Raw genomic sequence first — 23,291 nt, forward strand, 5'->3', positions numbered from 1 at the left:
AGGTCGCGCACGAGCGCGATCAGGTCGACGGCTTCGTCCGAGGGCAGCAGGCGAGAGGCAGGCATCGTGGATCCTTCGAGGAGTGCGACAAGTACATTCGGGCAGGGGGCTCAGGCATTAATCGTGTGACCGTCGGATGGACGTGGACCCTGCGGGACAGCTCGAAGGTGCCAAGACCCCAGCCCTGGGCGAGCTTCAACTCGCGTTGCGGCAATGCCGCTTCGGCTCCCGCGCTGTGGCCACTCAGTAGTAGGCCGCACTCGGCCGAGACAACCTTGACGAAGCCCGTTGGGTCGCCATCCTGTGCTCCTTGCCGTTGGCGGAGAAAGGGACCCCGGCGACCTTCGGCTCGAATCCCTCGGCTCGTGCTCGGTCTTCGGTGAGGCCGAAGCTGACCACCTAGCGCTGGCAGAACGTCGTGCGGGGCATCAATCGGTCGGGGCCGTGGGGACGCCATGTCAAACCTTCCGATCAATTGGCGAGGCTACCAACTTGTTCAGGATGTGTAGGTCGGTGGCGCCCTCACCGAGCTCACGGCCCCCATCCCGACTGTTTGAAACCCGCGGAGGGGATCGCCGCGTCGAAGGCGTTGTGGCAGTTGACCCGTACCGTGCTCGCGTTGATGTCGCGCGCGGTCCGGTGGACCTTGGAGATGTCACGCGTCCAGACGCTGGCAGCGACTCCGACCCCGTGACGCGCGGCCCCGTCGTAGTTCGAGCATGGTGGGCGTCACTGATTCTCACTGTTCGATATCTGCACATTCACCAGACCCCGGAAGCGATCGCCGCAGCGCTCTTAGCCGTCGATGCGGAGCTGGCGGATGCGGGCGTAGAGCGTCGTCCGGGACAAGCCCAGCTCGCGCGCGGCCCGCACCTTGTTGCCGTCGGCAGCGCGCAGCGCCACCCGGATCGCGTCGCGCTCGGCGCGCTCGAGTGGGGAAAGAGCGCGGCCTGGCGTCGTCGTGCGGTAACCCTCAGGAAGGTCGCCCGCGGCGATGCCGCCGGTCGAGCGGCGCGCTGCGGCGTGGGTGACCACAGCCTTGAGCTCACGCAGGTTGCCGGGCCAGCTGTGGGCGGCCAGTGCGTGCATCGCGCCCGGCGTCAGGTGGACCGAGCCCGAAGCGGCGACGTCGCGCAGCATCGAGGCTGCCAGGTCCGAGATCTCATCCCGGCGGGCACCCAGAGGTGGCAGCTCTTCACGAACGGTCGCAGCGCCGGCCAACATGGCCGCTCGTCCGCTCAGCGAGTCGATCGGCGCGCTGACCAAGATCACCTGGGGTCGCACGCTCCTGTCCACGCCTTCGATCACCAGGTCCAATAGCTCGTCGCTGAGCAGGTCGATACCGTCCACCACGACCGAGCCCTCGGTGTGCCTCATACCGGCCTCGAAGGCCTTCGCCCACGCCACGTCGCCCTCGAGCAGGGCCGTCGCAGCACGTAGGACCCGGGTCGGGAGCGGTGCGAGCTCTCGAGCACGCGTGGATCGCCCCGTTCCCGGCTGGCCTGAGATGAGGATGGGAGCCCGCACACGCGGGAACTGCGAGGTCGAGATGGCCGACGGGGTCAGGTGCGGGCCGTCGGACCGCGGAACCACATGGAGCAGGACCCCCCGGCGGGCTCCCGCCACTCGAGTCACGGTGACGTTGGCCGCCCGGCCCGCGTCGAGGTTGAGCCGGAGCGTACTCGTCCCACTGGTGGGCGGGTCGTCCGCCAACACCTGGAGGAGCGCGATGTCCGACGAGCTGAGCAGATCTGACGCCGCTTGGTTGCACATGACGATGTCCTCGCCGACGGCCAGCACAGCACCTCGGGAGCGGCCAGACGCGGTCTGGAAGGCCGCGAGCAAGCTCTTCTCGGAGAACCGGCTGCCGTCGAGCAGACGTTGCTCGATGTCGAGGACCGCCCGGGCTATCAGGGCAGGGACCAGAGAACCTGCTGTGTCTCCGACGATAGAGATGTCGAGGACACCCTCGATGCGTCGGGTCAGAGGATGGCGGATGGGATGCCCATAGCAGCTGAAGCGTCGTAACGACTCGGCGAAGTGCTCGGGGCCGTTGATCGCGACGGGGTGTCGGGTCTCGAAGACGGTCCCGAGCCCGTTAGTTCCGACGGCCTCCTCCAGGAGACTCGCACCCTCACGGAAGCTGAGGGCGTCGAATCCGTCGCGCGTCCTGGGTTCGTCGAACCAGCGACGCACGATGCGACATTCACGATCGCCGAGGAGCGTGGCATAGCCGGTGCCTACCAGACTCGACTCGAGCTGGTCGAGCACGGGAGCCGCACCCACCAGCAGGGAACTACGGGGATCGATATCACCGGGAGTGAGACGTTCGAAGGAGTCGCGGCGATCAACGCCCGCGAGGCTGGCCCGCCGCCACGAGGCGGCGATCTCGGCACGTCCACCGGGAGGACCCTCGTCGATCTCTGCTGCCTGCGACATCTGGACCCATCCCTTCGTGGCGCGTGTGCTGGTCGTCACATCATGCACCCCAGGGCCAGATGCGGCTGTGCGGCTTCTGAACACACGCGCATCGTCCCGCCAGATCGGGTCCGATCGTGGGCGAGCAAGGCCGAACCAGCTGCAGTCGTCGACGAGCTCCGGGCCAAGAGTCCCCTGGACGGGTGTGCCCCTGGGCGCCGACCTCAGGACCGGAGGTCGGGGAACATGTCGTCGCGGTACTCGTCCGTCGACGTCTCGCCCTCCCGGGCGAGGGCGTCCTCGCGGCCTCGCAGCTCGACGCGACGGATCTTGCCCGAGATGGTCTTGGGCAGCTCGCCGAACTCCAGACGACGGATCCGGAGGTACGGCGGCAAGTGCTCACGGGCGTGCCGGAAAATTGCGAACGCGGTCACCCGGTCCGGCTGCCAGCCGGATGCGACAACGACGTAAGCCTTAGGCACGGCCAGCCTGAGCGCGTCCGGCGCGGGTACGACGGCCACCTCGGCCACTGCTGGGTGCTCGATGAGCACCGACTCGAGCTCGAACGGGCTGACCTTGTAGTCGGAGGCCTTGAACACGTCGTCGGTGCGTCCCACGTAGGTGATGTAACCGTCCTCGTCGAGCGAGGCCACGTCGCCCGTGTGGTAAAGACCGTCAGCCATGGCCTCGGCGGTCCGCTCGTCGTCGCCGTGGTAGCCCACCATCAGCGGGACGGGGCGGCCAGTGGGTCCGGTGAGGTCGAGGCAGATCTCCCCTTCGGCGCCGGCCCCGCTCACTCGCTCGGCCGTGACGGGGTCGACCAGGACGACAGGAACCCCTGGCAACGGTCGACCCATCGAGCCTGCCTTGACGACCTGGCCGGGAGAGTTCCCGACGACCGCGGTCATCTCGGTCTGCCCGAACCCGTCGCGCAGGGTCAGCCCCCACTTGTCCTGCACCTGGGAGATCACCTCGGGGTTGAGCGGCTCGCCCGCACTGATCACCTCGCGCAACGATCCCGGGCCCCCGGACAGGTCCGCCTGGATCAACATCCGCCACACCGTCGGCGGCGCACAGAAGGTCGTCACGTCGCGCGAGCGCAGCTGTCCCAGCAGTGCGGGGGCGTCGAAGCGCGTGTAGTTGTATAGAAACACCGTCGCCTCCGCGATCCATGGGGCGAAGAAGCAGGACCACGCGTGCTTGGCCCAGCCCGGGGACGAGATATTGAGATGGACGTCGCCGGGCTGCAGGCCCAGCCAATACATGGTCGTCAGATGGCCGACCGGGTAGGACACCTGGGTGTGCTCGACGAGCTTGGGCCGCGACGTCGTGCCGGAGGTGAAGTAGAGGAGCAACCGGTCCCGGGACCCCGTGCCCGGGTGAGGGAGCGGAGCGTCGTCCTCGGCGGTGGCCGCGTGAAGGTCAGCCCATCCGTCTACAGCACCGACGGAGATTCGGGTGTAGTCGCCGGGGACGTCGTCGAACTTGGTGACCTCTGCGGCGTTGGTAATGACATGTCGAGCCTGGCCACGCTCGATCCGGTCGCGCAGCTCGGCCGGACCGACGGCGACGGTGGTGGGCATGACCACGGCGCCGAGCTTCATGACCGCCAGCATCGACTCCCAGAGCTCGACCTGGTTGCCGAGCATGACGATCACCGAGTCGCCGCGGGCGACTCCGCGCCTCGCAAGCCATCGCGCCAGACGGTTCGAGCGTCGCCGCATGTCGTCGTACGACGACGTCGAGCTGGAGCCGTCCTCCTCGGCAATGACAAGCGCGGGCCGGTCGTTGTCGAGTGCGACCACGTCGAACCAGTCGACAGCCCAACAGAATGTGTCGCCGACATCGGGGAATCTGAACTCTGCCGTGGCGCGGTCGTGCTCGGTCCGCAGCGCTAGCAGTTGGTCGCGCGCCGCCCGGTAGGCGGCGTGGGCAGAAGTGGTGGGGGTCGTCACGGGCGCATCCTCATAGGGTTGGTCACGGTCGGTCGTCGGCGAGCATGGAGTTCAAGGCGTTCGGTATGTCGAGCACGGATCCGATCGAGGTCACGCGAGCACCGCTGTCGCGGGCGAGCCGGCGTGCCTCGTCGTCGTCCTCGGCCGGGGCGAGGATCACGAGCTCGTCGATCGCGCGGGCCGCGGCGGTCGCATCGATCTCGTCGGTGACCCGGCAGTCCGAGAGCAGAAGCACCACGCGACGCTTGGCGCGGGCGCCGGCCAGCTGGAGGCGGGCCTCGCGCAGCGCCCCGGCGAGACCGGTGGTGCCGTGGCCCCGCAGAGCGAGGATGCGTTCGACGGTGTGGGTCGCCCGAGCGGCGTCGGTGATCTTCTTCAGCGGCGTGGTGGCGGCCGCGAAGGCGAGCACCGCGTGCTCCTCGGGTGCATAGGTGAGGCAGGCTGCTCCGGCGACCGCAGCGGTCGTCAGTCGCGTCCCGTTCATCGATCCGGAGTAGTCGATCACCAGGCATAGCGCCAGCTCCGGCCGACTCCACGCGGTGGCGGTCATGTCCTCCAGCGACGGCATCCGGGCCTCGGCACGGGCGCCGACGATGGCGTCCATGGAGCGGTCGACGTCGAGGTCGCCACCTCGGTGCGCCGGGACCGGACGTGGCTTGTTGACGCCGCGGTTGCGGGGGATACCGCGACGGGTCTGGTCGATGATCAGCCGCGGGGCGAGGCGCCGTACGGCGTCCCGCAGACGCTCGTCGGTCGCGTGCGACATCTCGACGAGCAACGTGAGGGTGTCGTCGGGATCTGAGCGCAGGACGGCGGCGACTGCCTCGAGGTCGAGCTCGCCGACCTGGGGCGACAGCTCGGCAAACCTGGAATTCTTGGCCAGGTCGGAACGCCCAGTGGTGCGGGGCGCCGACTTGCGCTGCCGAGACCCTGGCTTCTGCGAGGATGGAGGGGATCCGCCCGCCCCAGGGGGCGGGCTCAGGGTTCCCCCGGCGACCCCTCGGTGCTGTCCGGGGCGTCCGGGTCGAGTTCGCTCGCTTCGGCGCCGAACACCGCGACGTACAGCTCGGTGACGACCTGCTCGGGGGTGCGGTCGCAGCCGTCATGCAGCCGGATCCGCCCCGAGAGCGAGGCCTTCGCCGCGGCGAGCCCGACGTGCCAGTCGTCGGTGCGCGTGCCGCGCAACCGGGCGAGCTCGACGGAGAGCCGGGCGACATCGATCGCCCCGCGGACCGACGAGCCGAACCTGATGTCGTCGTGCTCGCGCGTCCGGCGTACGAGGTCGACGACCTTCGCGCGCCAGGTCGGGTCGAGGTCGGCGATACGCAGGTCGACGATCGCCTGCTCTGCCCCGGCGGTCTGGTAGTCCATCGAGATCCGGCAGGTGCGGTCGTAGAGCGCGCTGGAGACGCGGGCGGTGCCGATGGCGTCGAACGGGTTCATCGCCGCCACGAGCGCGAACCCAGGCGCGCCGGCGACCCGGCCCAGCCGTGGCACGTTGATCTCGAGCTCCGACATCGCGGTCAGTAGGACGTTGAGGGTCTCCTCGGGGATGCGGTTGAGCTCCTCGACGTAGAGCAAGCCGCCGGTGCGTAGGGCCTCGAGCAGCGGGCCGTCCTCGAAGATCTCGGGCACGTAACCCTTCGAGAGCACCAGGGCCGGGTCGAAGTGGCCGATCAGGCGGGCTGGGGTCAGTTCGGCGTTGCCCTCGACCATCACGAACGGAATCCGTCGACCGGTGGCGATGCGGCGCAGCAGCGTCGACTTGCCGGTGCCCGGCGGACCCTCCAGCAGCACGTGCGCGCCGCTGAGGAGGGCCGCCTCGAGCAGTTCAGCCTCAGCGGCCCGCTCGATGACCTCCGTGGGCGCGGCGGCACAGGCCGCACCCACGGAGGGCGTCTCTGTCATGGTGTTGCTGAGCATGGTCTCCGGGGCCTCAGTTGTGGCTGTGGACGACGACGCCGCGCACGTTCTTGCCGGCGAGCAGGTCGTCGTATCCGTCGTTGACCTGGTCGAGCGTGTAGGTCTGGGTGATGATCTCGTCGAGCTTAATGTCGCCGCTCTGGTAGAGCCCGAGGATCCGCGGGATGTCGACCGTCGGATTGCAGTCGCCGAACAGGCTGCCCTTCAGCGTCTTGCGGAACAGCGTCATGATCGAGCCCGGCAGCTCGATGTTCTGCTCCTCGAGCTTGTTGAGCCCGGTGAGCACCACGACACCGCCCTTGCCGACCGCGCTGAACCCACCCGCCACGATCTCGGAGGTCATCAGACCGGGGGTGAGGATGGCCGAATCGGCCATCTGCCCGCGGGTCAGGTCGGTGAGCGTCTGCATCGCCTCGTCGGTGCTGGCGAAGCTGTGGGTCGCGCCGAGCTCCATGGCCTTCTCGCGCTTGTTCTCCAACGGGTCCACCGCAATGATGTTCTTCGCGCCGGCCAGCCGGGCGCCCTGCACGGCGTTGATGCCGATGCCGCCGATGCCGACGACCATGACGGTGTCACCGGCCTTAACGTTGGCCGTGTTGACCGCCGCGCCCCAACCGGTCGGCACGCCGCAGCCGACGAGCACCGCCTTCTCCAGCGGCAGATCGTCGTCGACCTTGACGCAGGAGTTCTGGTGGATGACGCCGTACTGGCTGAAGGTGCCGAGCATGCACATGGCGCCGTACTCGCCACGCGGCCCGGTGATCGGAAAACGCTCGCCGGGCAGGTAGCCCTCGAGAATCGTCGCGCCCATGTCGCAGATCGATTGCTGACCGCTGGCGCAGTAGCGGCAGGTGCCGCAGTTGGGGATGAACGAGCACACGACGTGGTCGCCGACCTTGACGCGCGTGACGCCCTCGCCGACCTCCTGGATGATCCCGGCACCCTCGTGGCCCAGCACCATCGGCAGCCGAGCCTCGAGGTCACCGTGAGCGATGTGCACGTCGGAGTGGCACAGGCCGGCGTGGGTGTATTGGATCAGCACCTCTCCCGCGCGGGGCTTGTCGAGCGTGAGCTCCTCGATCTCGATCCGCTTGCCAGTTTCGATGACGACTGCTGCCTGGGTCTTCATGATTCTCCTTAGGCTGGTAGTGGTCCAAGTGTGTCAGCGGTCACACTGTCTATCTGTTCAACAACTGGACAGACGCATCTGCGCCGGTCTACGTCGGTGACGAGCGGTGCACCCAGCGCAACCTTGGGAGACGACGACAGCGCCGCGATCGGCTGTGGGACCGACGCGGCGCTGTCGTGACGAGGAGCCCGGAACGAGCTGGTCCTCAGAGAGCGATGTTGACGGCCTTGATCTGCGTGTAGAGCTCAATCGACTCGGCCCCCAGCTCGCGCCCCCAGCCAGACTGCCGATACCCACCGAACGGCAGCCCCGCGTCGAAGGCGTGGAAGGTGTTGACCCACACCTGTCCGGCCTTCAGCCGTGCCGCGACACGGTGGGCGCGGCTCAGGTTCGTCGTCCAAATGCCCGCGGCCAGGCCGTAGTCGCTGTCGTTGGCCGAAGCGATCACCTCGTCCTCGTCGGTGAACTTCATCGCCACCGCAACCGGCCCGAAGATCTCCTCGCGCACGATCGACATGTCCGGCGTCGCGTCAACGAACACCGTCGCTTGAACGTAGTAGCCGGAATCCCCCACCCGCTCGCCGCCGACGAGAACCCGCGCCCCGTCGGCCTTGCCCGCTTCGAGATATCCGGTGACCCTGTCGAGCTGCTCCTGAGAGACCAGCGGCGTGATGGCCGACTCCGGGTCGTTGCCCGGTCCGACTTTGAGCGTGCCCACCGCCGCGGCGAGGGCGGACGTGAACTCGTCGTAGATGTCGGCGTGGACGTAGACGCGCGTACCCGACTCGCAAGCCTGGCCGGAGTTGAAGGTGAAGCCCATAATCGTGCCGGCAACAGCGGCGGCGATGTCGGCGTCGGCGAAGACGATGTTCGGTGACTTGCCGCCCAGCTCGAGCGACACCTTCTTCAAATTGCCTCGCGCCGCCTCCACGATCAGCTTGCCCACCTCGGTGGAGCCGGTGAACGCGACCTTGTCGACGTCGTCGTGACTGGACAGGGCCGCCCCGGTCTCCCCTTCGCCGGTGACGATGTTGACCACCCCGGCCGGCACACCGGCCTCGAGAAGGATCTCACCGAGCATCAACGCCGACAGAGGAGTCTGCTCGGCCGGCTTGAGCACAACGGTGTTTCCGGTCGCCAAAGCGGGAGCGATCTTCCAGGCGGCCATCAGGAGAGGAAAGTTCCAGGGGACGATCTGCGCACACACGCCCACGGGCTCACGCCGCGTGTAGGCGTGGAACTCCTGGGACGGGTCCGCTAGAAGCATCGAGGGATTGTTCGTCGTCCCGGTCAGCTTGGTCGGCCAGCCGGCGTAGTAGCGGAAGCACTCGGCTGCGAACCGCACGTCGGCAACTGTGGCGATGCCGACCGACTTGCCGTTGTCAAGTGACTCGAGCTCGCCGAGATCGGCGGCGTACTCGTCCATGAGCTCGGCGATGCGCCAGATGATCTTCTCCCGAGTGTTCGGCCGCATCGCGACCCAGCCCCCGGCGTCGAAGGCACGGCGGGCCGCGGCAACCGCAAGATCTACATCCTCGCTGGCGCCGAGCGGCACGCTGGCCAGGACCTCCCCAGTAGCCGGGTTGTGCGTGTCGAACGTCTGGCCCGACTTGGCTGAGACCCACTCCCCGTCGATGAGCATGCGAGGCGAGGAATTGAGAAACTCTTTGACCTTGGCAGAAGCGATGGACACGTGGACTCCTTGGATGGATGAGCGACGCACGTCACACTAGGTAGGCGTCCGACCGAGAGATGTTCAGTTCTTGAACAGCAGCGCGGAGCGCACGACTGGGCACGAGCCGTGACATCGCTACCACTACGAAGTGCCAGCGCACCACACCCAAGCCCTCGGTGAACTGGATCGAGCTGTTGCTCCTTGAGCAAGCCGGGCTGAAGCCGACCGCGACGCCGATCGCCACCCTGGTGCCGCTCAGCCGAGGTCGACGCCCTGGGCCCAATCTGATGGAACTCGCCACCGTGACACCTGGACCGTGGCCGGCATCGGCGAGGACGGCAGCCTGCTCGTCACCGGCCGCGCCGGCAGGCGCACGCTGCCCGCCGAGTACGTCGAGCTCGCCTTCACCACCACCGCCTACGGAGCCCAAGGCGAGACCGTCGGCTCCGCACACCTCGCGCTCGGCGAGACCACCGGCGCCGCCTCGGCGTACGTCGGCATGACCCGGGGCCGTCACCACAACACCGCCCACCTCGTCGCCGAGTCCCTCGACGACGCCCGCCACCAATGGGTCGACGTCTTCAACCGCGACCGCGCCGACCTCGGGCCAAGGCAGCCGCCCAGAGGGCCACTGACGACATCGACCGGTACGGACCGAGTGCGCCGCCTCCTCCGGCCGGGCTGCAGGCCGCGATCCTGCGAGATGGTGCTCGGCGCCGACCCGAGCCGATCCCGACCTCCCGGCCGACTTCCCCTGGGATCGGTCGCTGACCAACTTCCTCGCGACGAGTGATCGGCCCCAGGGGCCTGGATGACACAGGAGACCAGGAGAGGCTGGGGTCTCGACAGCAGCGGTCACAGATGTCCGATCCGCCGAGCCTGATGTTGCTTCTCCAGTATGGAGTCGCCGAATCCGTCGGCGGCCACGACGAGAGGCGACGTGATGGTGACACCCATCGGCATCCCAGACGACGCAGCCGGCATCCTCCCCGCGTACCGCTGCGGCAAGCGGGCCATCCGGATCAAGCTCGAGGACCTGGAGGAAGCACCTCAGCAGATCCCCTCGGCGCGATGCTGAGGGCGGGCAGGCGGTTCTGATCGTGACGGGCGGCGACCGAACCAACCGGCGGCAACGACAGCACCTGTGGCAGTTGGTGGCCGGAGCCAGCAGTGAGTGGGCTTGTTGCACGCGACCAGGAATGAGGCCCTCGAAAGGGCCTCTGACCTGCGGTTTCTCTAGTGGGCGATACTGGGTTCGAACCAGTGACCTCTTCGGTGTGAACGAAGCGCGCTACCACTGCGCCAATCGCCCGTCGGTGCGGTCGCAGACTCTAGCCTACCGGCGCAGCCTCTTCACATTCGGGCCGGCCGACGCGTCACGAGCGGCGTGGTCGCGCGTCTCCTCTGCGTGACGCAGCAGCCGATCTCGCGGACCCTGTCCCAGCCCGTCGCGCTCCAGTGCCTCGACGCGCGCGGCCGCAGCGTCGACCTGCCGGCCGTCCTCGGCTACGATCCCGCGGACCCGTGGGCGGTCGAGGTGAGCTTCGGGCGGCCGTCGGAAACCGTTCGCTGGCTGATCGGCCGCGATCTGCTGCTCGCGGGCATGACGGACCCCGTGGGCGAAGGCGACGTCCAGCTGTCGCCGAGCATCGACGAGTACGGCCGGGCCGCGGTCGTCATCGAGCTCAGCTCCCCCCACGGTCGGCTGGTCACCCAGCTGTCGACCCGCGACCTGGGGTCGTTCCTCGGCCGCACGCTCGCCGCGGTGCCCGAGGGCACCGAGAGCATCGACCTCGACCGGCTGGTCGCCGAGCTCACCCGGTCAGAGGCCTAGCAGCTCCGGCTCCCGCTGCCGCCACAGCGCGGCGACCTCCGAGGTCACCGGTCCGGGGGCGACCAGTTCACGGCCGTCCCAGGTCGCCACCGCCTGCACGTCGCGCGTCGTCGACGCCAGGAAGACCTCGCTCGCGCGCTCGACGACCTCGATCGGCTCGTCGACCTCGCGGCCGCCGTACCACTCCAGGATCAGCGCTCGGGTCACCCCGGCCAGGCACCCGCTCGCCAGCGTCGGCGTGCGAAGCTCGCCGTCCACGACGTAGAAGACGTTGGAGCCGGTCCCCTCGCACAGGTGGCCGGCCAGGTTGGCGAAGATGGCCTCGCTCGCCCCGCGCCGCCGCGCCTCGGCCAGCGCGACGACGTTCTCGGCGTACGACGTGGTCTTGAGGCCGGCCAGGGCCCCGCGCTCGTTGCGCGGCCACGGGACCGTCGCCACCGCGGTGGTCGCGGGCCAGGGCGACATCGCGCCGGCGGCGACCACGACGGTCGGTGCGGCGTCGCCACGACCCGATCCCATCGGTGCCGGTCCCCCGGTCACGGTGATCCGAATCCGCCCCAGCGACAGCTCTTCGCCTTCCAGCACGGTGGCAATCCCCCGGCGTACGAGCTCCTCGTCGACGCCGGGCAGACCCAGGCCCGCAGCCGACCTGTGCAGCCGCGCGAGGTGCAGGTCGAGCGCGAACGGCAGCCCGTCGACGACCTTGATCGCCTCGAACACCCCGTCCCCGACCGTCAGCCCGTGATCGGTGACGGACACCGCCGGATCGCTCGCTTCGGGCAGGAGGGCACCATTGATCCACGCACGCATACAGCCACCCTAGGAGCCGGGAACACTGGGCCGGGGCACGCCACACGCCTCGCAACTCGCCGACGGGGACCGGATTTTGCACGGTCTGGGGCATCGGCTACTGTTCTCACGCATGCCAACCGGGAGACCGGATGGGACGCAGGCGGACATAGCTCAGTTGGTAGAGCGCAACCTTGCCAAGGTTGAGGTCGCGAGTTCGAGTCTCGTTGTCCGCTCGGAGAGGTCTCTCTCTGGTTTGGCCTCATGGTGGGTTGGCCGAGAGGCGAGGCAACGGACTGCAAATCCGTGTACACGGGTTCAAATCCCGTACCCACCTCCATGCAGTCCTACAACTCAAGACCTGGGCGATTGGCGCAGCGGTAGCGCGCTTCCCTGACACGGAAGAGGTCACTGGTTCAAACCCAGTATCGCCCACCAGCAAGATACGGCCCCTGACCTGCGGCAACGCAGATCAGGGGCCTTCTTCGTCCCGGGTGGTGCGCGCGGCCCTGGGTCTCAGCCTGAATCGACCGCACGATCGGCGCTCGTACGACACACTGCGGTGCATGCACAGGACGTCTCGGAAGTCGACGGGCAACTCGCCCGAGCCGCTTCGACGGCCGTCCGATAGATCGGGTAGCCCGGCAGCCCCGATGCCGTTCCCGATGCCATCTGGATCGATAGCGCACGGTCAGACGGGGGCAGCCGCCCCGGAGGTCGACCCAGGCGATCCACTGGACCGCCTACGCCGACTTCCCACCGCTCCCGAGCTGATCGTGCGCCGATACCCCACTCCGATCCCAGCCGCCGACGTCAAGAATCTGGCGACCTTCCACAACACGGCCTACAACGCCAAGGTCGAGAAGTTTCACGGAGACGAGGACAAGGGGATCGCGAGTGTCGACGAGTTCGATGCGGCCGAGGTCGAAGAGATGTCTGCAGGCGTCTTCCAGCTCACGGCGTTCAAGCCGGCCGACATGAACGCCAACTGCATTGGCTGGGCGATCGGCGAGGACAGGAACGTCCCGCCGCGAGAGATGTACTGGTGGACCGAGGACGAGGGCTACACGATGTGCGCCGCGGACGCCAGCGCACCGATCATCTTGTGGGGGGACCGCAACGGCAGCGATGACCCCGGCGAATGGGACGTCCTGCACGCGTCCGTGCGGCTGAGTCACGCTCAGCTGGCGGAGAGAACGAAGCAGGAGCGGAAGCGTGGCGTGCTCCAGCCCCCGAGCTGGAAGGGCTTCAGTGCAGGGTTGACCGCCGCTGCCTTGGCCACCGCAGGCATCGCCGACCCCTGTCACACCTCAGCGCTCGGCACCGGGTACGGCGTCATTGTGCACCCCTGGAACTGGTTCGACGGCGGCGAGTTCGGCGAGGCTCTGACGGGGGTCCGGAAGTAGCGCCTCCACAACAGGCGGCAGGGACCCGGTCCGGCCAGCTGACCTGTCCAGACCAGCGTTCAGAGGATCGGCTGGGCGGGTAGAGCGGATTTGCGCGGCCCCGCTCGGGCAGGCCCCCAAGCCGATTCGATTCGAGCGGGGTCGCGCGACACGAGACCACCGGCTCCCGGCGCGCACGCCAGTTTGGCGGCGCTGAGAAGGTGGTCGTGTGGAGGTCCTGCCCGACATCGTCGCCCCCGACCCCGCCATCGTCTTCTGCGGGCTGGCGGGAGCCGAGAGCACCAAGCTGCGCGACCACCACTACGACTCGCCCGGCAACAGCTTCTGGGAGTCGATGCATCTCAGCGGCCTGTCGCCGCGGCGCCTACGGCCCGACGAGGAGGCGCTGGTCGCCGACCTCGGACTCGGCCTGACCGACCTGGTCGGGCACTGGGACCCGCGGTGGGTGGAGATCGACGAGCTGATCGAGAAGCTCGAGCGGTGGCGGCCAGACTGGCTGGCCTTCACCAGCAAGACCGTCGCGCACGAGGCGGCGCGTGCTCTCGGCGTACGTCGTCCGGGCCTCGGTCCGGTCGACTGGTATCTGGGTCCGGCCCAGGTGTTCGTCCTCCCCGGCGTGAGTGGCGCCAACCAGCGCAAGGACTACGACGGTCGTCCCAACCGGCTCTCCTGGTGGCGCGACCTCGCGGCACTGTCCCCCGCGGCATCGACGAGAGGCCAGACGGGTAACGAGCGGGCATGACCCGCTTCTCCGCAGCCTGGGCGACCGTCGATGAACGCGTCGGCAATGTCGGGCCAACGACGAGGAGTCGGAAGCGGTCGACTCGTCGAACGGACGGTTAAGCGTCGACCGCGGCCGCGGCGTCCCACCGGCGCCGGGTGGCGACCTCGGAGTTCACCTGGTCCACGAACAGCTGTGCGTCGTCGAGCATGCGGCGCTTGACCTTCACGGCGTGCGGGTCGTGCCGGCGGGACTCGACATGAGGGGCGCCGGCGACCTGGATCTCGACGACCGGCTTGCCCTTGCCGGAGGTGACGATGGTCGCCCGGTCGACGCGAGCCCAGTCGACGTGGTGGAGCCGGGCGACGCCGCGGCTCGCGGCCGCGGACGTCGTACGGCGAAAGATCAGGCCGTCGAGGGTGAGGTCGATGCTGCCGTTGGTCCCCACCAGGTGCATACCAGCCATGGCAGCAGTTGAGCACACCGAGATGAACAGGTGTCAGGGGCGCGAAAGCCGGGTATCCGAAACGCATGGACGCCCAGTACCTCAGCTGCGAGGTCACCCGGTGCCCCGCCTGCGGGCGGCGTTCGATGGTGGTGACCTACGAAGGCCTCGCCGACCCCGCCGAGCCCGACCAGGTCGTCTTGTGGCTGCCGACGCACGGACAGTGCGAGCACGGCTGCGACATCCACGATCACGTGCTGCCGGGGCTTGCGCAGGAAGCCGCCTGACTCTCACCCGTCACTCCGCGGCAGTTGTCGCGTTGAGAGTGCGTGTCAGCAGATGAATTCGCGATCGACGTCACGATCGACCACACGACCGCCACGATCGCGGCCGACGGCGAGCTGGACATCTTCACCGCCCGCGAAGTCGCTATCAGGCTGCACGATGCGCTGGCCCTCGGGTGCTCCCGGGTCGTCATCGACGTCTCCGGCGTCTCGTTCGTGGACGCCTCGGCGCTGGGCGTCTTCGCCCGCGTGCACGCGGTGCTGGCGGCGGAGGGCCGGACGATGGAGTTCGTCGCCACGTCTCCGAAGTTCGTGCGGCTGTGCTCGATCAGCCGGCTCGACGGCGTCTTCGGCCTGCCGAAATGGACACCCGGCGGTGGCACCCCCGCCTCGTGATCCCCGAGATCCGAGACCGGGTGTGCGCGCCGCCGGGGCCAGAACAGGATGCGCGATCTATGTCCCGGGCGGCTCACCCATGTGGATGAGATCCCAGGTGATCGAGTGAGATGAGGTCAGGCTTCGAAGGCGGGCAGGGTGAAGCGGAACACCGAGCCCTGACCGGCGGGGTTGGGCAGCGCCTCGATCGTGCCGCCGTGGCGGGTGACGATGCGGCGCACGATCGACAGACCCAGGCCGCTGCCCTCGTAGTCGCGGTAGTGAGCGCGGTGGAACTCCTCGAAGACCCGGCCCCGCTCCTCCTCGGGGATGCCGATCCCGTGGTCGGCCACCACGATGGTCACCAGCCGGGCGTCGCTGCGGCAGCCGTGCACGGCGATCTTCGGCTCCTCCCCCGGCGCGACGTACTTCAGCGCGTTGCCGATGAGATTGTCGAGGGCCTGCCGCACGAGCACGGCGTCGCCGAGCACCGGGGGGATCTCCTCGGCGCTGACCAAGCCGCTCGCGTTGCGCCCGGCCGCGATCTCGTCGACCATCGCCGTCACGTCGATCCGGTCGGAGTCGAGGTCGCGGGAGCTGCTGGTGGCGTGGGCGAGCAGGTCGCGGATCAGCACCCGCATCCGGCGCGACGCGGAGCGCACCCGGGAGACGAACTCCTGAGCCATCTGGCCGTCGAGGTTGCCCGCGTCGAGCTCGTCCGCGATCATCTCGGTCCACCCGTCGATCGCGGCCAGAGGGTTGCGCAGGTCGTGGGCGACGACGCCGGCGAACGCCGCGAGCTCCTGCCGGCTCGCGTGCTCGTTGGTCGTGTCGCGGAGCAGCACCAGTGCTCGGGTCCGGCCGTTCACCTCGTCGCGTGGCAGCGGAAGGGCGGAGACCGTCAGGACGCGCTCACCGACATCCTCGACGCGGACGACCATCAGCTCTCCCTCGACCCGTTCGCCGCGCAGTGCACGGGCCGTCGGTCGTTCCTGGGCGCTCATGGTCTCACCGTCCAGCGTCCAGCTGCTGAGGGCGAACCGTGAGCTCGTCGACAGCCCGTCACCCAGCCCGAGGACGCGGGCCGCGGCGTCGTTGTGCACCAGGAGCTCGCCGCTCTCGTCGACGACCAGCACTCCCTCGGTCATCGAGCCGATGACGGCCGCCCGCATACTTCCCTCGTACGCCGTCTCCTCCTGCGCCTGTCGCAGGTCGTCGGCGAGCGCCTGGCGCTCGTCGCGTCCAGTGGCGATCGCGAGGCCCGTCAGCGCGATGGTGGCGATGTAGAACTGCGCGATCATGAAGCCGAGGTCGGCGTGCTCGACCCGAGCGAAGGGCCCGATGCCGTCGAGGGTGAGCATCAGCGTGACGACGCCGACCACGAATGAGTGCACCGCACTCAGCAGGGTCGAGAAGCGCGCGGCGTACCAGACGGTGGCGGCGAGCAGTGGGAAGGCCAAGGGCAGCTCGTCGAAGCTGAACGCCAAGCCGTACATGAAGATCGTGAAGAGGGTGGCTGCGAGCAGCTCGGACGGCCGGGCGTCCTCGCCCCGCAGCTTCGGCCGCGGTCGCGGCGAGGTCACCCGCTGACCGACCATGATGCCGAGCGCGACGACGATCAGCGCGCCGCCGAGGTTGCGGCCGAACCAGAGGCCACTGGCCACCGAGTCGAAGAGCCCGTCGCCGGCGCCGGGCAGGAACACCGCGCCCGCGCTCGCGAGCGCCGTACCGACTCCGATCGCGAGGAAGAGCGAGGCCCCGAGGCTGGCGACGACGCGCGGGCTGTCCAGTGGGCGGTCGCCGCCGCAGCCCCAGGTGGCCGGGCACCAGCGCCGGAGGAGCACCACGGCGAGCCAGCTCTGCACGAGGTTCGCGAGCGCGAAGGTCAGGGCCGGCCCGGGGTCGGACCCGGCGATCAGGTTCGCCACGAACGACGCAGTGAGCACGAGCACGGAGTCGATCGCCGGGCCGCGGCCCTGACGGACCATCAGCCAGAAGATCGGCAGCCCGCCGGCCGGCCACATCTCGGCGAAGCCGGAGCCGGAGAACTCCATCCGCCTGCTGACGCTCGAGGCCACGACGAACGCGATCGCGAAGAACGCGCTGACAGCGAGGCCCGCGCCTTCGCGCGACCTCGTCCTGACCTGCGGCGTCGCGCCGCGCACCGGGCCCCCACCCACGTTGGCAGGCTAGCGGCCGCGCACCGGGAATGGTGGAAAGCCGGAACTTGCGTGAACTTCCGGGCCGGAAGTCATCACGTAGGTGAGTAATCGCGTCACTAGTCGTCGGTGGCGAACTCCTCGTTGTGGGTGCCCGGCCGAGGTGCCCAGGGCAGCTCGCGCGCCGGTCGTACGACGATCAGCCGGTCGCCGCGGGCGAGCTGGGTGACCACGGGGTCGAAGTAGCGGTAGACCTTCTCGTCGCGCACGACGGCGATCACCTGGTCGGGCAGCTGCTGCGGCTGCTTGCCCACCTCCGAGACGATCAGGTCCCGTTCGGCGACCTCGAGCCCTTCGCCGTACGTCAACAGGTCCTCCATCACCGAGCCCAGCGTGGGCGACAGCGAGGACAGCCCGAGGAGCCGGCCGACGGCGTCGGAGGACGTGATCACCGAGTTGGCGCCGGACTGCCTCATCAGGGCGACGTTCTCCTGCTCGCGGCAGGCGGCGACGATCCAGACCTCCGGGTTGAGCTGACGCACGGTGAGCGTGGCCAGGACGTTGGAGTCGTCGCGGTTGGTCGTGATGATCACCTGGTCGGCCTCGCTGACCCCGGCCCGGCGCAGCACGTCGCGCCGGGTGGCGTCACCGGTGACGACCGCGAGCCCGTCGGCGTGGGCCTCCTGGAGCGCCTCGGCGCCCGGGTCCACCACGACGATGGACTCCCGGCTCAAGCCGTTGTTGACGATCGTGTCGACCGCGGCCCGGCCCTTGGTGCCGTAGCCGATCACCACCACGTGGGCTGCCATGCGCTTCCTCCAACGGGCGATGCGAAAGATCCTGCGACCCTGCGAGGCGAGCACCTCGAGGGTGGTCCCGATCAACAGCACCAGGAAGGCGATGCGGAGCGGGGTGATCACGAACGCGTTGATCAACCGGGCGTGCGGCTCGACCGGGGCGATGTCGCCGTACCCGGTCGTGCTCAGTGTGACGGTCGTGTAGTAGATCGAGTCGATCAGACCGACCGCGTAGTCCGGCGGGTCGTTGCCGTCGCGATAGGCACCGCGGTCGAAGTAGACGATCAGGACGGTGCCCAAGAGGATCGCGAACGCCAGCAGCAGCCTCCGGCCGAGCTCCCACCACGGGGAGCGCACCGGGTCCGGGAGCGAGATCAGGCCGACGCTGCGGCCCGTGCCCTGCCCGATTTCGCTGGAGTCGTCCGCCACGGGGAGGAATCTAGTCCGTGTCCTGGCGCGAACCGATGCGGCGTAGCCGTTGGACGAGCTCGGATCTCGCGAGCATCGTCGAGGACTGCGGGAACACCGTGTCGAACGCGGCATTGACGGCCGCCCCGATCAGCACGGCGATCGAGACCAGGTAGAGCCACAGAAGCACGGCGATGGGCGCGGCGAGCGGGCCGTAGATCGAGCCCGAGTCGGCCGACGTGGCGGTCAGGAACCACCGGAGCAGGAAGGACCCGACCACCCAGCAGAAGAGCGCGAATGTCGCGCCCGGGAGGTTGAAGCTCCAGTTGGTCCGCACCGGCACGGACACGTGGTAGAGCGTGGCGAGGAAGCAGATGCTGATCACCACGACGACCGGCCAGTAGAAGTGGATGAGGAAGTCCAGCCGTTGCGGCAGCCACTCCGCCACCAGTCCCGGCCCGGCGACGACGAGCGGGACCATGAAGACCCCCAGCACCATCGCCAGGATGTAGAGACCGAACGACAGCGCCCGCGTCTTCACGATCCCCCGGTGCCCGCCGAGCCCGTGCATGATCGTGATGGTGTCCACGAAGACGTGGAGGGCGCGCGAGCCGGACCAGAGCGCGAGCACGAAGCCGAGCGAGATCACGTCGAACCGGCCGCCCTGGAGAACGTCGTCGATGGTCTTGACGATGATCTCGTTCACGGCACTCTCGGTCAGCGCGCGGCTGGAGAGGTCGATGACCGCCTGGCGCACCTCATCGACCTGGTCGTCGCTGAACCGATCGGTCACGAACCCGATCGCACCGGCCATCGCGAAGATCAACGGCGGCACGGAGAGCACCGCGAAGAAGGCGGCCTCTGCCGCCAGGCCGGTCACCCGGTAGCGCATGCAGCTGCCGACGGTGGTGACCACCAGCCGCCAGATGAGGTCGCGCGTACGCCGCAGCCACTGCGCGAACGCGGCCGGTTCTACGGTGGCGGCAGCGGGCTGCTGACTCTCCGCACGCTCGGCCGGGGGCATGGATCTACCGTAGACACATGAGTTCTGACATCCGGGTAGCCACGAACCAGGCGCCGCCTCTGGTTGGTCACAACATCGTCACGACGGACGCCGCACTGGTCGAGGCGGTGACGCGACACGCGTCGGCGGAGGTGGTCGAGGACCTCGCTCCGATCGGCGCTCTCGCCGGGACGGCGGAGGCCCGCGAGCACGGGATGCTCGCCAACGAGCACCACCCGCGGCTCACGCCGTACGACCGCTACGGGAACCGGATCGACGAGGTCGAGTTCCACCCATCGTGGCACTGGTTGATGGAGCGCGCGGTCGGCCAGGGGCTCGCCGCGGCACCCTGGGAGGCTCAGGAGGCCGGCTCGCCGTACGCCCACGTGCGGCGGGCGGCAGGCTTCATGGCCTGGTCGCACACCGAGCCGGGGCACGGCTGCCCGATCTCGATGACGTACGCCGCAGTGCCGGCCCTGCGCGCCGACGACGCGATCGCGAAGGAGTGGACGCCCCTGCTGGCGTCGCTCTCCTACGACCCGGGGCTCCGCTCCCCCGCCACCAAGCTCGGCGCGCTCGCCGGCATGGGCATGACCGAGAAGCAGGGCGGGTCCGACGTCCGCGCCAACGTGACCGAGGCGCGTCGTACGTCGGTCGATGGGGAGTACACGCTGCACGGCCACAAGTGGTTCACGTCGGCGCCGATGAACGACGTCTTCCTGGTGCTCGCGCAGGCGCCCGGCGGCGTGACGTGCTTCGTGGTGCCGCGGGTGCTGCCGGACGGGACGCGCAACCGCCTCGACGTCGTACGACTCAAGGACAAGCTGGGCAACCGGTCCAACGCGTCGTCGGAGCTGGAGTTCGAGGGCACGCTCGCGCACCGGCTGGGCGACGAGGGCCGCGGCGTACGCACCATCATCGAGATGGTGGCGGCGACACGGCTCGACTGCGTGCTCGGCTCGACCTCGTTGATCCGCCGCGCCGTCAACGAGGCGACGTGGCACACCGCGCACCGCTCGGCGTTCGGGTCGCTGCTCATCGAGAAGCCGCTGATGCAGAACGTGCTGGCCGACCTGGCCGTCGAGGCCGAGGCCGCGACCGCGCTGGCGGTCCGGCTCGCGTCCGCCGTGGACAACCTCCACGACCCGCACGAGGCAGCGCTGCGCCGGATCGCGCTGCCGCTGTCGAAGTTCTGGGTCTGCAAGCGGACCCCGGCCGCGGTCGCCGAGGCACTCGAGTGCCTCGGCGGCAACGGGTACGTCGAGGAGTCCGGCATGCCGCTTCTCTACCGCGAAGCGCCGCTGAACTCGGTCTGGGAGGGCTCGGGCAACGTCAACGCGCTCGACGTGCCGCGGGCGCTGGGCCGCGAACCCGAGGCCCTCGACGCCTGGATCACCGAGGTCGGCAGGGCGCAGGGTGGCGACGCGCGCCTCGACCGGGCCATCCAGGACACCCTCGCCCTCCTCGGCTCGCTGATGGGCGACCCGGCGTCGATGGAGGTCAACGCCCGTCGCCTGACTGCGCGGATGGCGCTGTGCCTGCAGGGCTCCCTGCTGGTGCGCTTCGCTCCCCCAGAGGTGGCCGACGTCTTCTGCGCGTCGCGCCTCGGGTCGTCGTACGACGGCGTGTTCGGCACCCTCGACGGCGGAGACCTGCGGGCGATCGTGGAGCGTGCGACGCCGGTCGTCTGAGCGCGATCGGGCCAGGTCTGCCCGATACTCCTGCGTGAGCCTGGGTCGGCTCCTAGCCTTCCGGCATGCCGATCTCTCGTGCCCGCTCGGTGGGCATCGCCGTCGCCGCCCTCGCCCCGGTCGCCTCGGGCGCCACGGCGTTCGCGTCGTCCCGCTCCGACTCCACGGTCAACGCCTGCGCCAACCTGCGCACCGGGGCGCTGCGACTCGAGACCGCGAAGGCGCGCTGCCGGACGACCGGCCCCGCTGCCAAGCGGCAGCGGCGCTGCTGGAGCGAACGGCGCGGCTGGCGCCGTAAGGCCGTCGGGAGCCCCCGGGGGCAGCTGGCTCCCCGGGGGCGGCCGGATAGCGCGGTCCAGCGGGTGTGTCCGGCTTCGCTTCGTCCAGCGGTGGCGAGGTCTTCCTCCAGGTGGGAGGACGGGCTCCGGACGAGGTCGCCGTGCTCCCGCTCTCCGGGGTGGGCTTCGCGGTCACCTCGAATCCGAACACCGCCTCCATCGTCGCCGCGACCCAGCTCGTGCCCGCTGACATGAGCCTCAAGTCCGTCACCGCGGCACTGCGGCTGACCGTGAGCCCGGCGGTGGACACGCAGGTCCATTTCCAGGTGTACGCCGCACCACCGGGCGTGTCGCTTTCCGTCAAAGCAGACTGCCTCGCCCAGGTGGCGCACGACACGGTGGTCGGGGCGACGGTGCGGTGCGAGCAGGGCGCTCTGAGCGTTCCGCTCTCCCGCGGTGACCGAGCGGCGATCATGATGCGTCTCGTCTCCGGCGGAGACCCGGACGCCTTCATCGCCCTCGGTGGGCCGATCTCGGTCAGCCTCGGCGTCTCCTGACCAGCGTCAGCGCGCGCCGACCGGCTCGGGATCCTCTACGGGACCGAGAGGCGGCTCGTCGGAGTCGACCATGGTCCGCTCGTCGAACGGGAGCTCTCCGGCCAGCACCTTGTCGAGGCGCTCGCGGTCGAGGCCGTCGGTCCAGTTGCCGATCAGCACCGTGGCGATCGAGTTGCCGGCGAAGTTGGTGAGTGCGCGCGCCTCGGACATGAACCGGTCGATGCCGACGATCAGGCCGACCCCGTCGACGAGCTCGGGTCGGTGGGACTGCAAGCCGCCGGCCAGGGTGGCGAGGCCGGCACCGGTGACGCCTGCGGCGCCCTTGGACGCGATCACCATGAAGACGAGCAACGAGATCTGCTCGCCGATGCTGAGCGGGTCGCCCATCGCCTCGGCGATGAAGAGGGTCGCCATCGTCAGGTAGATGGCGGTGCCGTCGAGGTTGAACGAGTAGCCGGTCGGTACGACGATGCCGACGGTCGTCTTGTCGACGCCGGCGTGCTCCATCTTGGCGATCAGCCGCGGCAGGGCCGACTCGGACGACGACGTGGCGAGGATCAGCAGGAACTCACGGGCGAGGTACTTGAAGAGCAGGAAGATGTTGATGCCCGCGAAGACGCGCAGCACCGTGCCGAGCACCCCGAAGACGAAGAGCACGCAGGTCAGGTAGAAGGCGACCATCAGGAGACCGAGGCTCTTGAGCGCGTCGAAGCCGGTCTCGCCGACAACCGCGGAGATGGCGCCGAACGCACCGATCGGCGCGGCCCACATGATCATCGCCAGCACCCGGAAGACCAGCTTCTGGGCGTACTCCACAACGGTGAGGATCGGCTTCGCGGTCGAGCCCATCTGCTGCAGCGCGAACCCGATGAGCAGCGCGACCAGCAGCGTCTGCAGGACGTCGCCCGAGGTCAGCGACGAGAAGAGCGAGTCCGGGATGATGCCCAGCAGGAAGTCGGTGGTGCTCGCATGCCCTTCCTCGGCCTGGGCGGCGCCTGCGGCCGAGACCTCGTCGTTCAGGTCCAGCCCCGAGCCCGGGTGGATCAGGTTGCCGACGATCAGCCCGATGGTGAGCGCGAACGTCGACATGATCAGGAAGTAGCCGAGCGCGAGAGCGCCGACCTTGCCGACCTTGGCCGCGCTGGCGACCGACCCGACGCCGAGGATGATCGTGCAGAAGATGACCGGCTGGATCATCATCGTGATCAGTCCGACGAAGCCTTCGCCGAGCGGCTTGAGCTTCACCGCGAAGTCAGGGAACAGCAGCCCCACCAGGATGCCGAGACCCACCGCCGCGATCACCGCGATGTAGAGCCAGTGAGTGCGGTTCTTCGGAGGAGATTTCGGTGCGGCGTCGGTTTGTGGCATGGGTCACGCGTACCCGGCTCACCCCGAGACAAACAGGGCGAGCCAGCCGGCGCGTGGCTGGGGCCAGGTCGAAGGC

The 23,291-nt window shown here is 69.0% G+C and carries 21 protein-coding genes, 4 tRNA genes and 1 pseudogene; 12 read left to right on the plus strand and 14 right to left on the minus strand.

Annotation, left to right across the window (positions count from 1 at the left end; genetic code table 11):
* Positions 1 to 531 precede the first annotated feature (531 nt).
* The 7 genes and pseudogenes from ABEA33_RS27335 to ABEA33_RS00775 form a co-directional block, all read right to left on the minus strand.
* A pseudogene (locus tag ABEA33_RS27335) lies at positions 532 to 675 on the minus strand (aldehyde dehydrogenase family protein); the annotation flags it as partial.
* A gap of 120 nt (positions 676 to 795) precedes the next feature.
* Positions 796 to 2,439 carry a sigma-54-dependent Fis family transcriptional regulator gene (locus ABEA33_RS00750; protein WP_345524596.1) on the minus strand — a complete coding sequence of 548 codons (1,644 nt, stop codon included), beginning with the start codon at positions 2,437 to 2,439 and terminating at the stop codon, positions 796 to 798.
* A gap of 203 nt (positions 2,440 to 2,642) precedes the next feature.
* Positions 2,643 to 4,373 carry an AMP-binding protein gene (locus ABEA33_RS00755; protein ID WP_345524597.1) on the minus strand — a complete coding sequence of 577 codons (1,731 nt, stop codon included), beginning with the start codon at positions 4,371 to 4,373 and terminating at the stop codon, positions 2,643 to 2,645.
* 22 nt (positions 4,374 to 4,395) lie between these two features.
* Positions 4,396 to 5,139, minus strand: coding sequence for a VWA domain-containing protein (locus ABEA33_RS00760; protein WP_345524598.1), 744 nt, complete (start codon positions 5,137 to 5,139; stop codon positions 4,396 to 4,398).
* A gap of 212 nt (positions 5,140 to 5,351) precedes the next feature.
* The gene (locus ABEA33_RS00765; protein ID WP_345524600.1) at positions 5,352 to 6,281 is read right to left on the minus strand and encodes an AAA family ATPase; all 930 of its coding nucleotides are present in this window, start codon (positions 6,279 to 6,281) and stop codon (positions 5,352 to 5,354) included.
* 28 nt (positions 6,282 to 6,309) lie between these two features.
* Complete coding sequence (locus tag ABEA33_RS00770; protein ID WP_345524602.1) at positions 6,310 to 7,425, minus strand: NDMA-dependent alcohol dehydrogenase; 1,116 nt, start codon at positions 7,423 to 7,425, stop codon at positions 6,310 to 6,312.
* Positions 7,426 to 7,630: 205 nt separating this feature from the next.
* Positions 7,631 to 9,118: an aldehyde dehydrogenase family protein gene (locus ABEA33_RS00775; RefSeq protein WP_345524603.1), complete on the minus strand. Its 1,488-nt coding sequence runs from the start codon at positions 9,116 to 9,118 to the stop codon at positions 7,631 to 7,633.
* A gap of 298 nt (positions 9,119 to 9,416) precedes the next feature.
* On the opposite strand from ABEA33_RS00775, the gene ABEA33_RS00780 reads away from it, so the two are divergent.
* A complete protein-coding gene (locus ABEA33_RS00780; protein ID WP_345524604.1) occupies positions 9,417 to 9,893 on the plus strand; it encodes a P-loop NTPase family protein in 477 nt (158 codons plus the stop codon).
* Positions 9,894 to 10,043: 150 nt separating this feature from the next.
* Positions 10,044 to 10,178, plus strand: a complete 135-nt coding sequence (locus tag ABEA33_RS00785) for a hypothetical protein (protein WP_345524605.1) — start codon at positions 10,044 to 10,046, stop codon at positions 10,176 to 10,178.
* Positions 10,179 to 10,340: 162 nt separating this feature from the next.
* Here the strand turns inward: ABEA33_RS00785 and ABEA33_RS00790 are convergent.
* A tRNA-Val gene (locus ABEA33_RS00790) sits at positions 10,341 to 10,412 on the minus strand.
* 96 nt (positions 10,413 to 10,508) lie between these two features.
* On the opposite strand from ABEA33_RS00790, the gene ABEA33_RS00795 reads away from it, so the two are divergent.
* A complete protein-coding gene (locus ABEA33_RS00795) occupies positions 10,509 to 10,934 on the plus strand; it encodes an SsgA family sporulation/cell division regulator (protein ID WP_345524606.1) in 426 nt (141 codons plus the stop codon).
* Here the strand turns inward: ABEA33_RS00795 and ABEA33_RS00800 are convergent.
* Positions 10,923 to 11,744: an aminotransferase class IV gene (locus tag ABEA33_RS00800; protein ID WP_345524607.1), complete on the minus strand. Its 822-nt coding sequence runs from the start codon at positions 11,742 to 11,744 to the stop codon at positions 10,923 to 10,925. The genes ABEA33_RS00795 and ABEA33_RS00800 overlap by 12 nt on opposite strands.
* A 142-nt stretch (positions 11,745 to 11,886) precedes the next feature.
* On the opposite strand from ABEA33_RS00800, the gene ABEA33_RS00805 reads away from it, so the two are divergent.
* The 5 genes from ABEA33_RS00805 to ABEA33_RS00825 all read left to right on the plus strand — a co-directional run bounded on the left by ABEA33_RS00805 (position 11,887) and on the right by ABEA33_RS00825 (position 13,871).
* Positions 11,887 to 11,959: transfer RNA gene (locus ABEA33_RS00805), tRNA-Gly, on the plus strand.
* 30 nt (positions 11,960 to 11,989) lie between these two features.
* A tRNA-Cys gene (locus tag ABEA33_RS00810) sits at positions 11,990 to 12,063 on the plus strand.
* 23 nt (positions 12,064 to 12,086) lie between these two features.
* Positions 12,087 to 12,161, plus strand: a tRNA-Val gene (locus tag ABEA33_RS00815).
* A gap of 338 nt (positions 12,162 to 12,499) precedes the next feature.
* Positions 12,500 to 13,129, plus strand: coding sequence for a hypothetical protein (locus ABEA33_RS00820; protein ID WP_345524608.1), 630 nt, complete (start codon positions 12,500 to 12,502; stop codon positions 13,127 to 13,129).
* Between the two features lie 208 nt (positions 13,130 to 13,337).
* On the plus strand, positions 13,338 to 13,871 hold the full coding sequence (locus ABEA33_RS00825; protein WP_345524609.1) for a mismatch-specific DNA-glycosylase: 534 nt from the start codon (positions 13,338 to 13,340) through the stop codon (positions 13,869 to 13,871).
* Between the two features lie 97 nt (positions 13,872 to 13,968).
* Here ABEA33_RS00825 and ABEA33_RS00830 read toward each other — a convergent pair whose 3' ends face one another.
* Positions 13,969 to 14,316, minus strand: coding sequence for a hypothetical protein (locus ABEA33_RS00830; protein ID WP_345524610.1), 348 nt, complete (start codon positions 14,314 to 14,316; stop codon positions 13,969 to 13,971).
* Positions 14,317 to 14,381: 65 nt separating this feature from the next.
* Here ABEA33_RS00830 and ABEA33_RS00835 point away from each other — a divergent pair, with 65 nt between their 5' ends.
* Complete coding sequence (locus tag ABEA33_RS00835) at positions 14,382 to 14,582, plus strand: hypothetical protein (RefSeq protein WP_345524611.1); 201 nt, start codon at positions 14,382 to 14,384, stop codon at positions 14,580 to 14,582.
* Between the two features lie 42 nt (positions 14,583 to 14,624).
* Positions 14,625 to 14,975 carry an STAS domain-containing protein gene (locus ABEA33_RS00840; protein ID WP_345524612.1) on the plus strand — a complete coding sequence of 117 codons (351 nt, stop codon included), beginning with the start codon at positions 14,625 to 14,627 and terminating at the stop codon, positions 14,973 to 14,975.
* A 116-nt stretch (positions 14,976 to 15,091) separates the two neighbouring features.
* Here ABEA33_RS00840 and ABEA33_RS00845 read toward each other — a convergent pair whose 3' ends face one another.
* The 3 genes from ABEA33_RS00845 to ABEA33_RS00855 form a co-directional block, all read right to left on the minus strand.
* Positions 15,092 to 17,134: an ATP-binding protein gene (locus ABEA33_RS00845; RefSeq protein WP_345524613.1), complete on the minus strand. Its 2,043-nt coding sequence runs from the start codon at positions 17,132 to 17,134 to the stop codon at positions 15,092 to 15,094.
* A gap of 98 nt (positions 17,135 to 17,232) precedes the next feature.
* Positions 17,233 to 18,339 (minus strand): potassium channel family protein, encoded by a 1,107-nt coding sequence (locus ABEA33_RS00850; RefSeq protein WP_345524614.1) that lies wholly within the window; start codon positions 18,337 to 18,339, stop codon positions 17,233 to 17,235.
* 10 nt (positions 18,340 to 18,349) lie between these two features.
* Positions 18,350 to 19,342 (minus strand): YihY/virulence factor BrkB family protein, encoded by a 993-nt coding sequence (locus tag ABEA33_RS00855; RefSeq protein WP_345524615.1) that lies wholly within the window; start codon positions 19,340 to 19,342, stop codon positions 18,350 to 18,352.
* Between the two features lie 17 nt (positions 19,343 to 19,359).
* Between ABEA33_RS00855 and ABEA33_RS00860 the strand changes: the two genes are divergently transcribed.
* Both ABEA33_RS00860 and ABEA33_RS00865 read left to right on the plus strand, forming a co-directional pair.
* The gene (locus ABEA33_RS00860; protein WP_345524617.1) at positions 19,360 to 21,012 is read left to right on the plus strand and encodes an acyl-CoA dehydrogenase family protein; all 1,653 of its coding nucleotides are present in this window, start codon (positions 19,360 to 19,362) and stop codon (positions 21,010 to 21,012) included.
* A 364-nt stretch (positions 21,013 to 21,376) separates the two neighbouring features.
* A complete protein-coding gene (locus ABEA33_RS00865; RefSeq protein WP_345524619.1) occupies positions 21,377 to 21,847 on the plus strand; it encodes a hypothetical protein in 471 nt (156 codons plus the stop codon).
* Positions 21,848 to 21,853: 6 nt separating this feature from the next.
* Here ABEA33_RS00865 and ABEA33_RS00870 read toward each other — a convergent pair whose 3' ends face one another.
* Positions 21,854 to 23,215 carry a cation:dicarboxylate symporter family transporter gene (locus ABEA33_RS00870; protein ID WP_345524621.1) on the minus strand — a complete coding sequence of 454 codons (1,362 nt, stop codon included), beginning with the start codon at positions 23,213 to 23,215 and terminating at the stop codon, positions 21,854 to 21,856.
* Positions 23,216 to 23,291: the final 76 nt, after the last annotated feature.

The sequence above is a fragment of the Nocardioides endophyticus genome (genome assembly GCF_039543845.1).
Classification (GTDB): domain Bacteria; phylum Actinomycetota; class Actinomycetes; order Propionibacteriales; family Nocardioidaceae; genus Nocardioides; species Nocardioides endophyticus.

Bases quoted from the DNA above. Each gene is read 5' to 3' on its own strand.
- ABEA33_RS00750 (WP_345524596.1), bottom strand. From the start codon at position 2,439: ATGTCGCAGGCAGCAGAGATCGACGAGGGTCCTCCCGGTGGACGTGCC.
- ABEA33_RS00760 (WP_345524598.1), bottom strand. From the start codon at position 5,139: ATGTCGCACGCGACCGACGAGCGTCTGCGGGACGCCGTACGGCGCCTC.
- ABEA33_RS00765 (WP_345524600.1), bottom strand. From the start codon at position 6,281: ATGACAGAGACGCCCTCCGTGGGTGCGGCCTGTGCCGCCGCGCCCACG.
- ABEA33_RS00770 (WP_345524602.1), bottom strand. From the start codon at position 7,425: ATGAAGACCCAGGCAGCAGTCGTCATCGAAACTGGCAAGCGGATCGAG.
- ABEA33_RS00785 (WP_345524605.1), top strand. From the start codon at position 10,044: ATGGTGACACCCATCGGCATCCCAGACGACGCAGCCGGCATCCTCCCC.
- ABEA33_RS00800 (WP_345524607.1), bottom strand. From the start codon at position 11,744: ATGCGTGCGTGGATCAATGGTGCCCTCCTGCCCGAAGCGAGCGATCCG.
- ABEA33_RS00830 (WP_345524610.1), bottom strand. From the start codon at position 14,316: ATGGCTGGTATGCACCTGGTGGGGACCAACGGCAGCATCGACCTCACC.
- ABEA33_RS00835 (WP_345524611.1), top strand. From the start codon at position 14,382: ATGGACGCCCAGTACCTCAGCTGCGAGGTCACCCGGTGCCCCGCCTGC.
- ABEA33_RS00855 (WP_345524615.1), bottom strand. From the start codon at position 19,342: ATGCCCCCGGCCGAGCGTGCGGAGAGTCAGCAGCCCGCTGCCGCCACC.
- ABEA33_RS00860 (WP_345524617.1), top strand. From the start codon at position 19,360: ATGAGTTCTGACATCCGGGTAGCCACGAACCAGGCGCCGCCTCTGGTT.
- ABEA33_RS00870 (WP_345524621.1), bottom strand. From the start codon at position 23,215: ATGCCACAAACCGACGCCGCACCGAAATCTCCTCCGAAGAACCGCACT.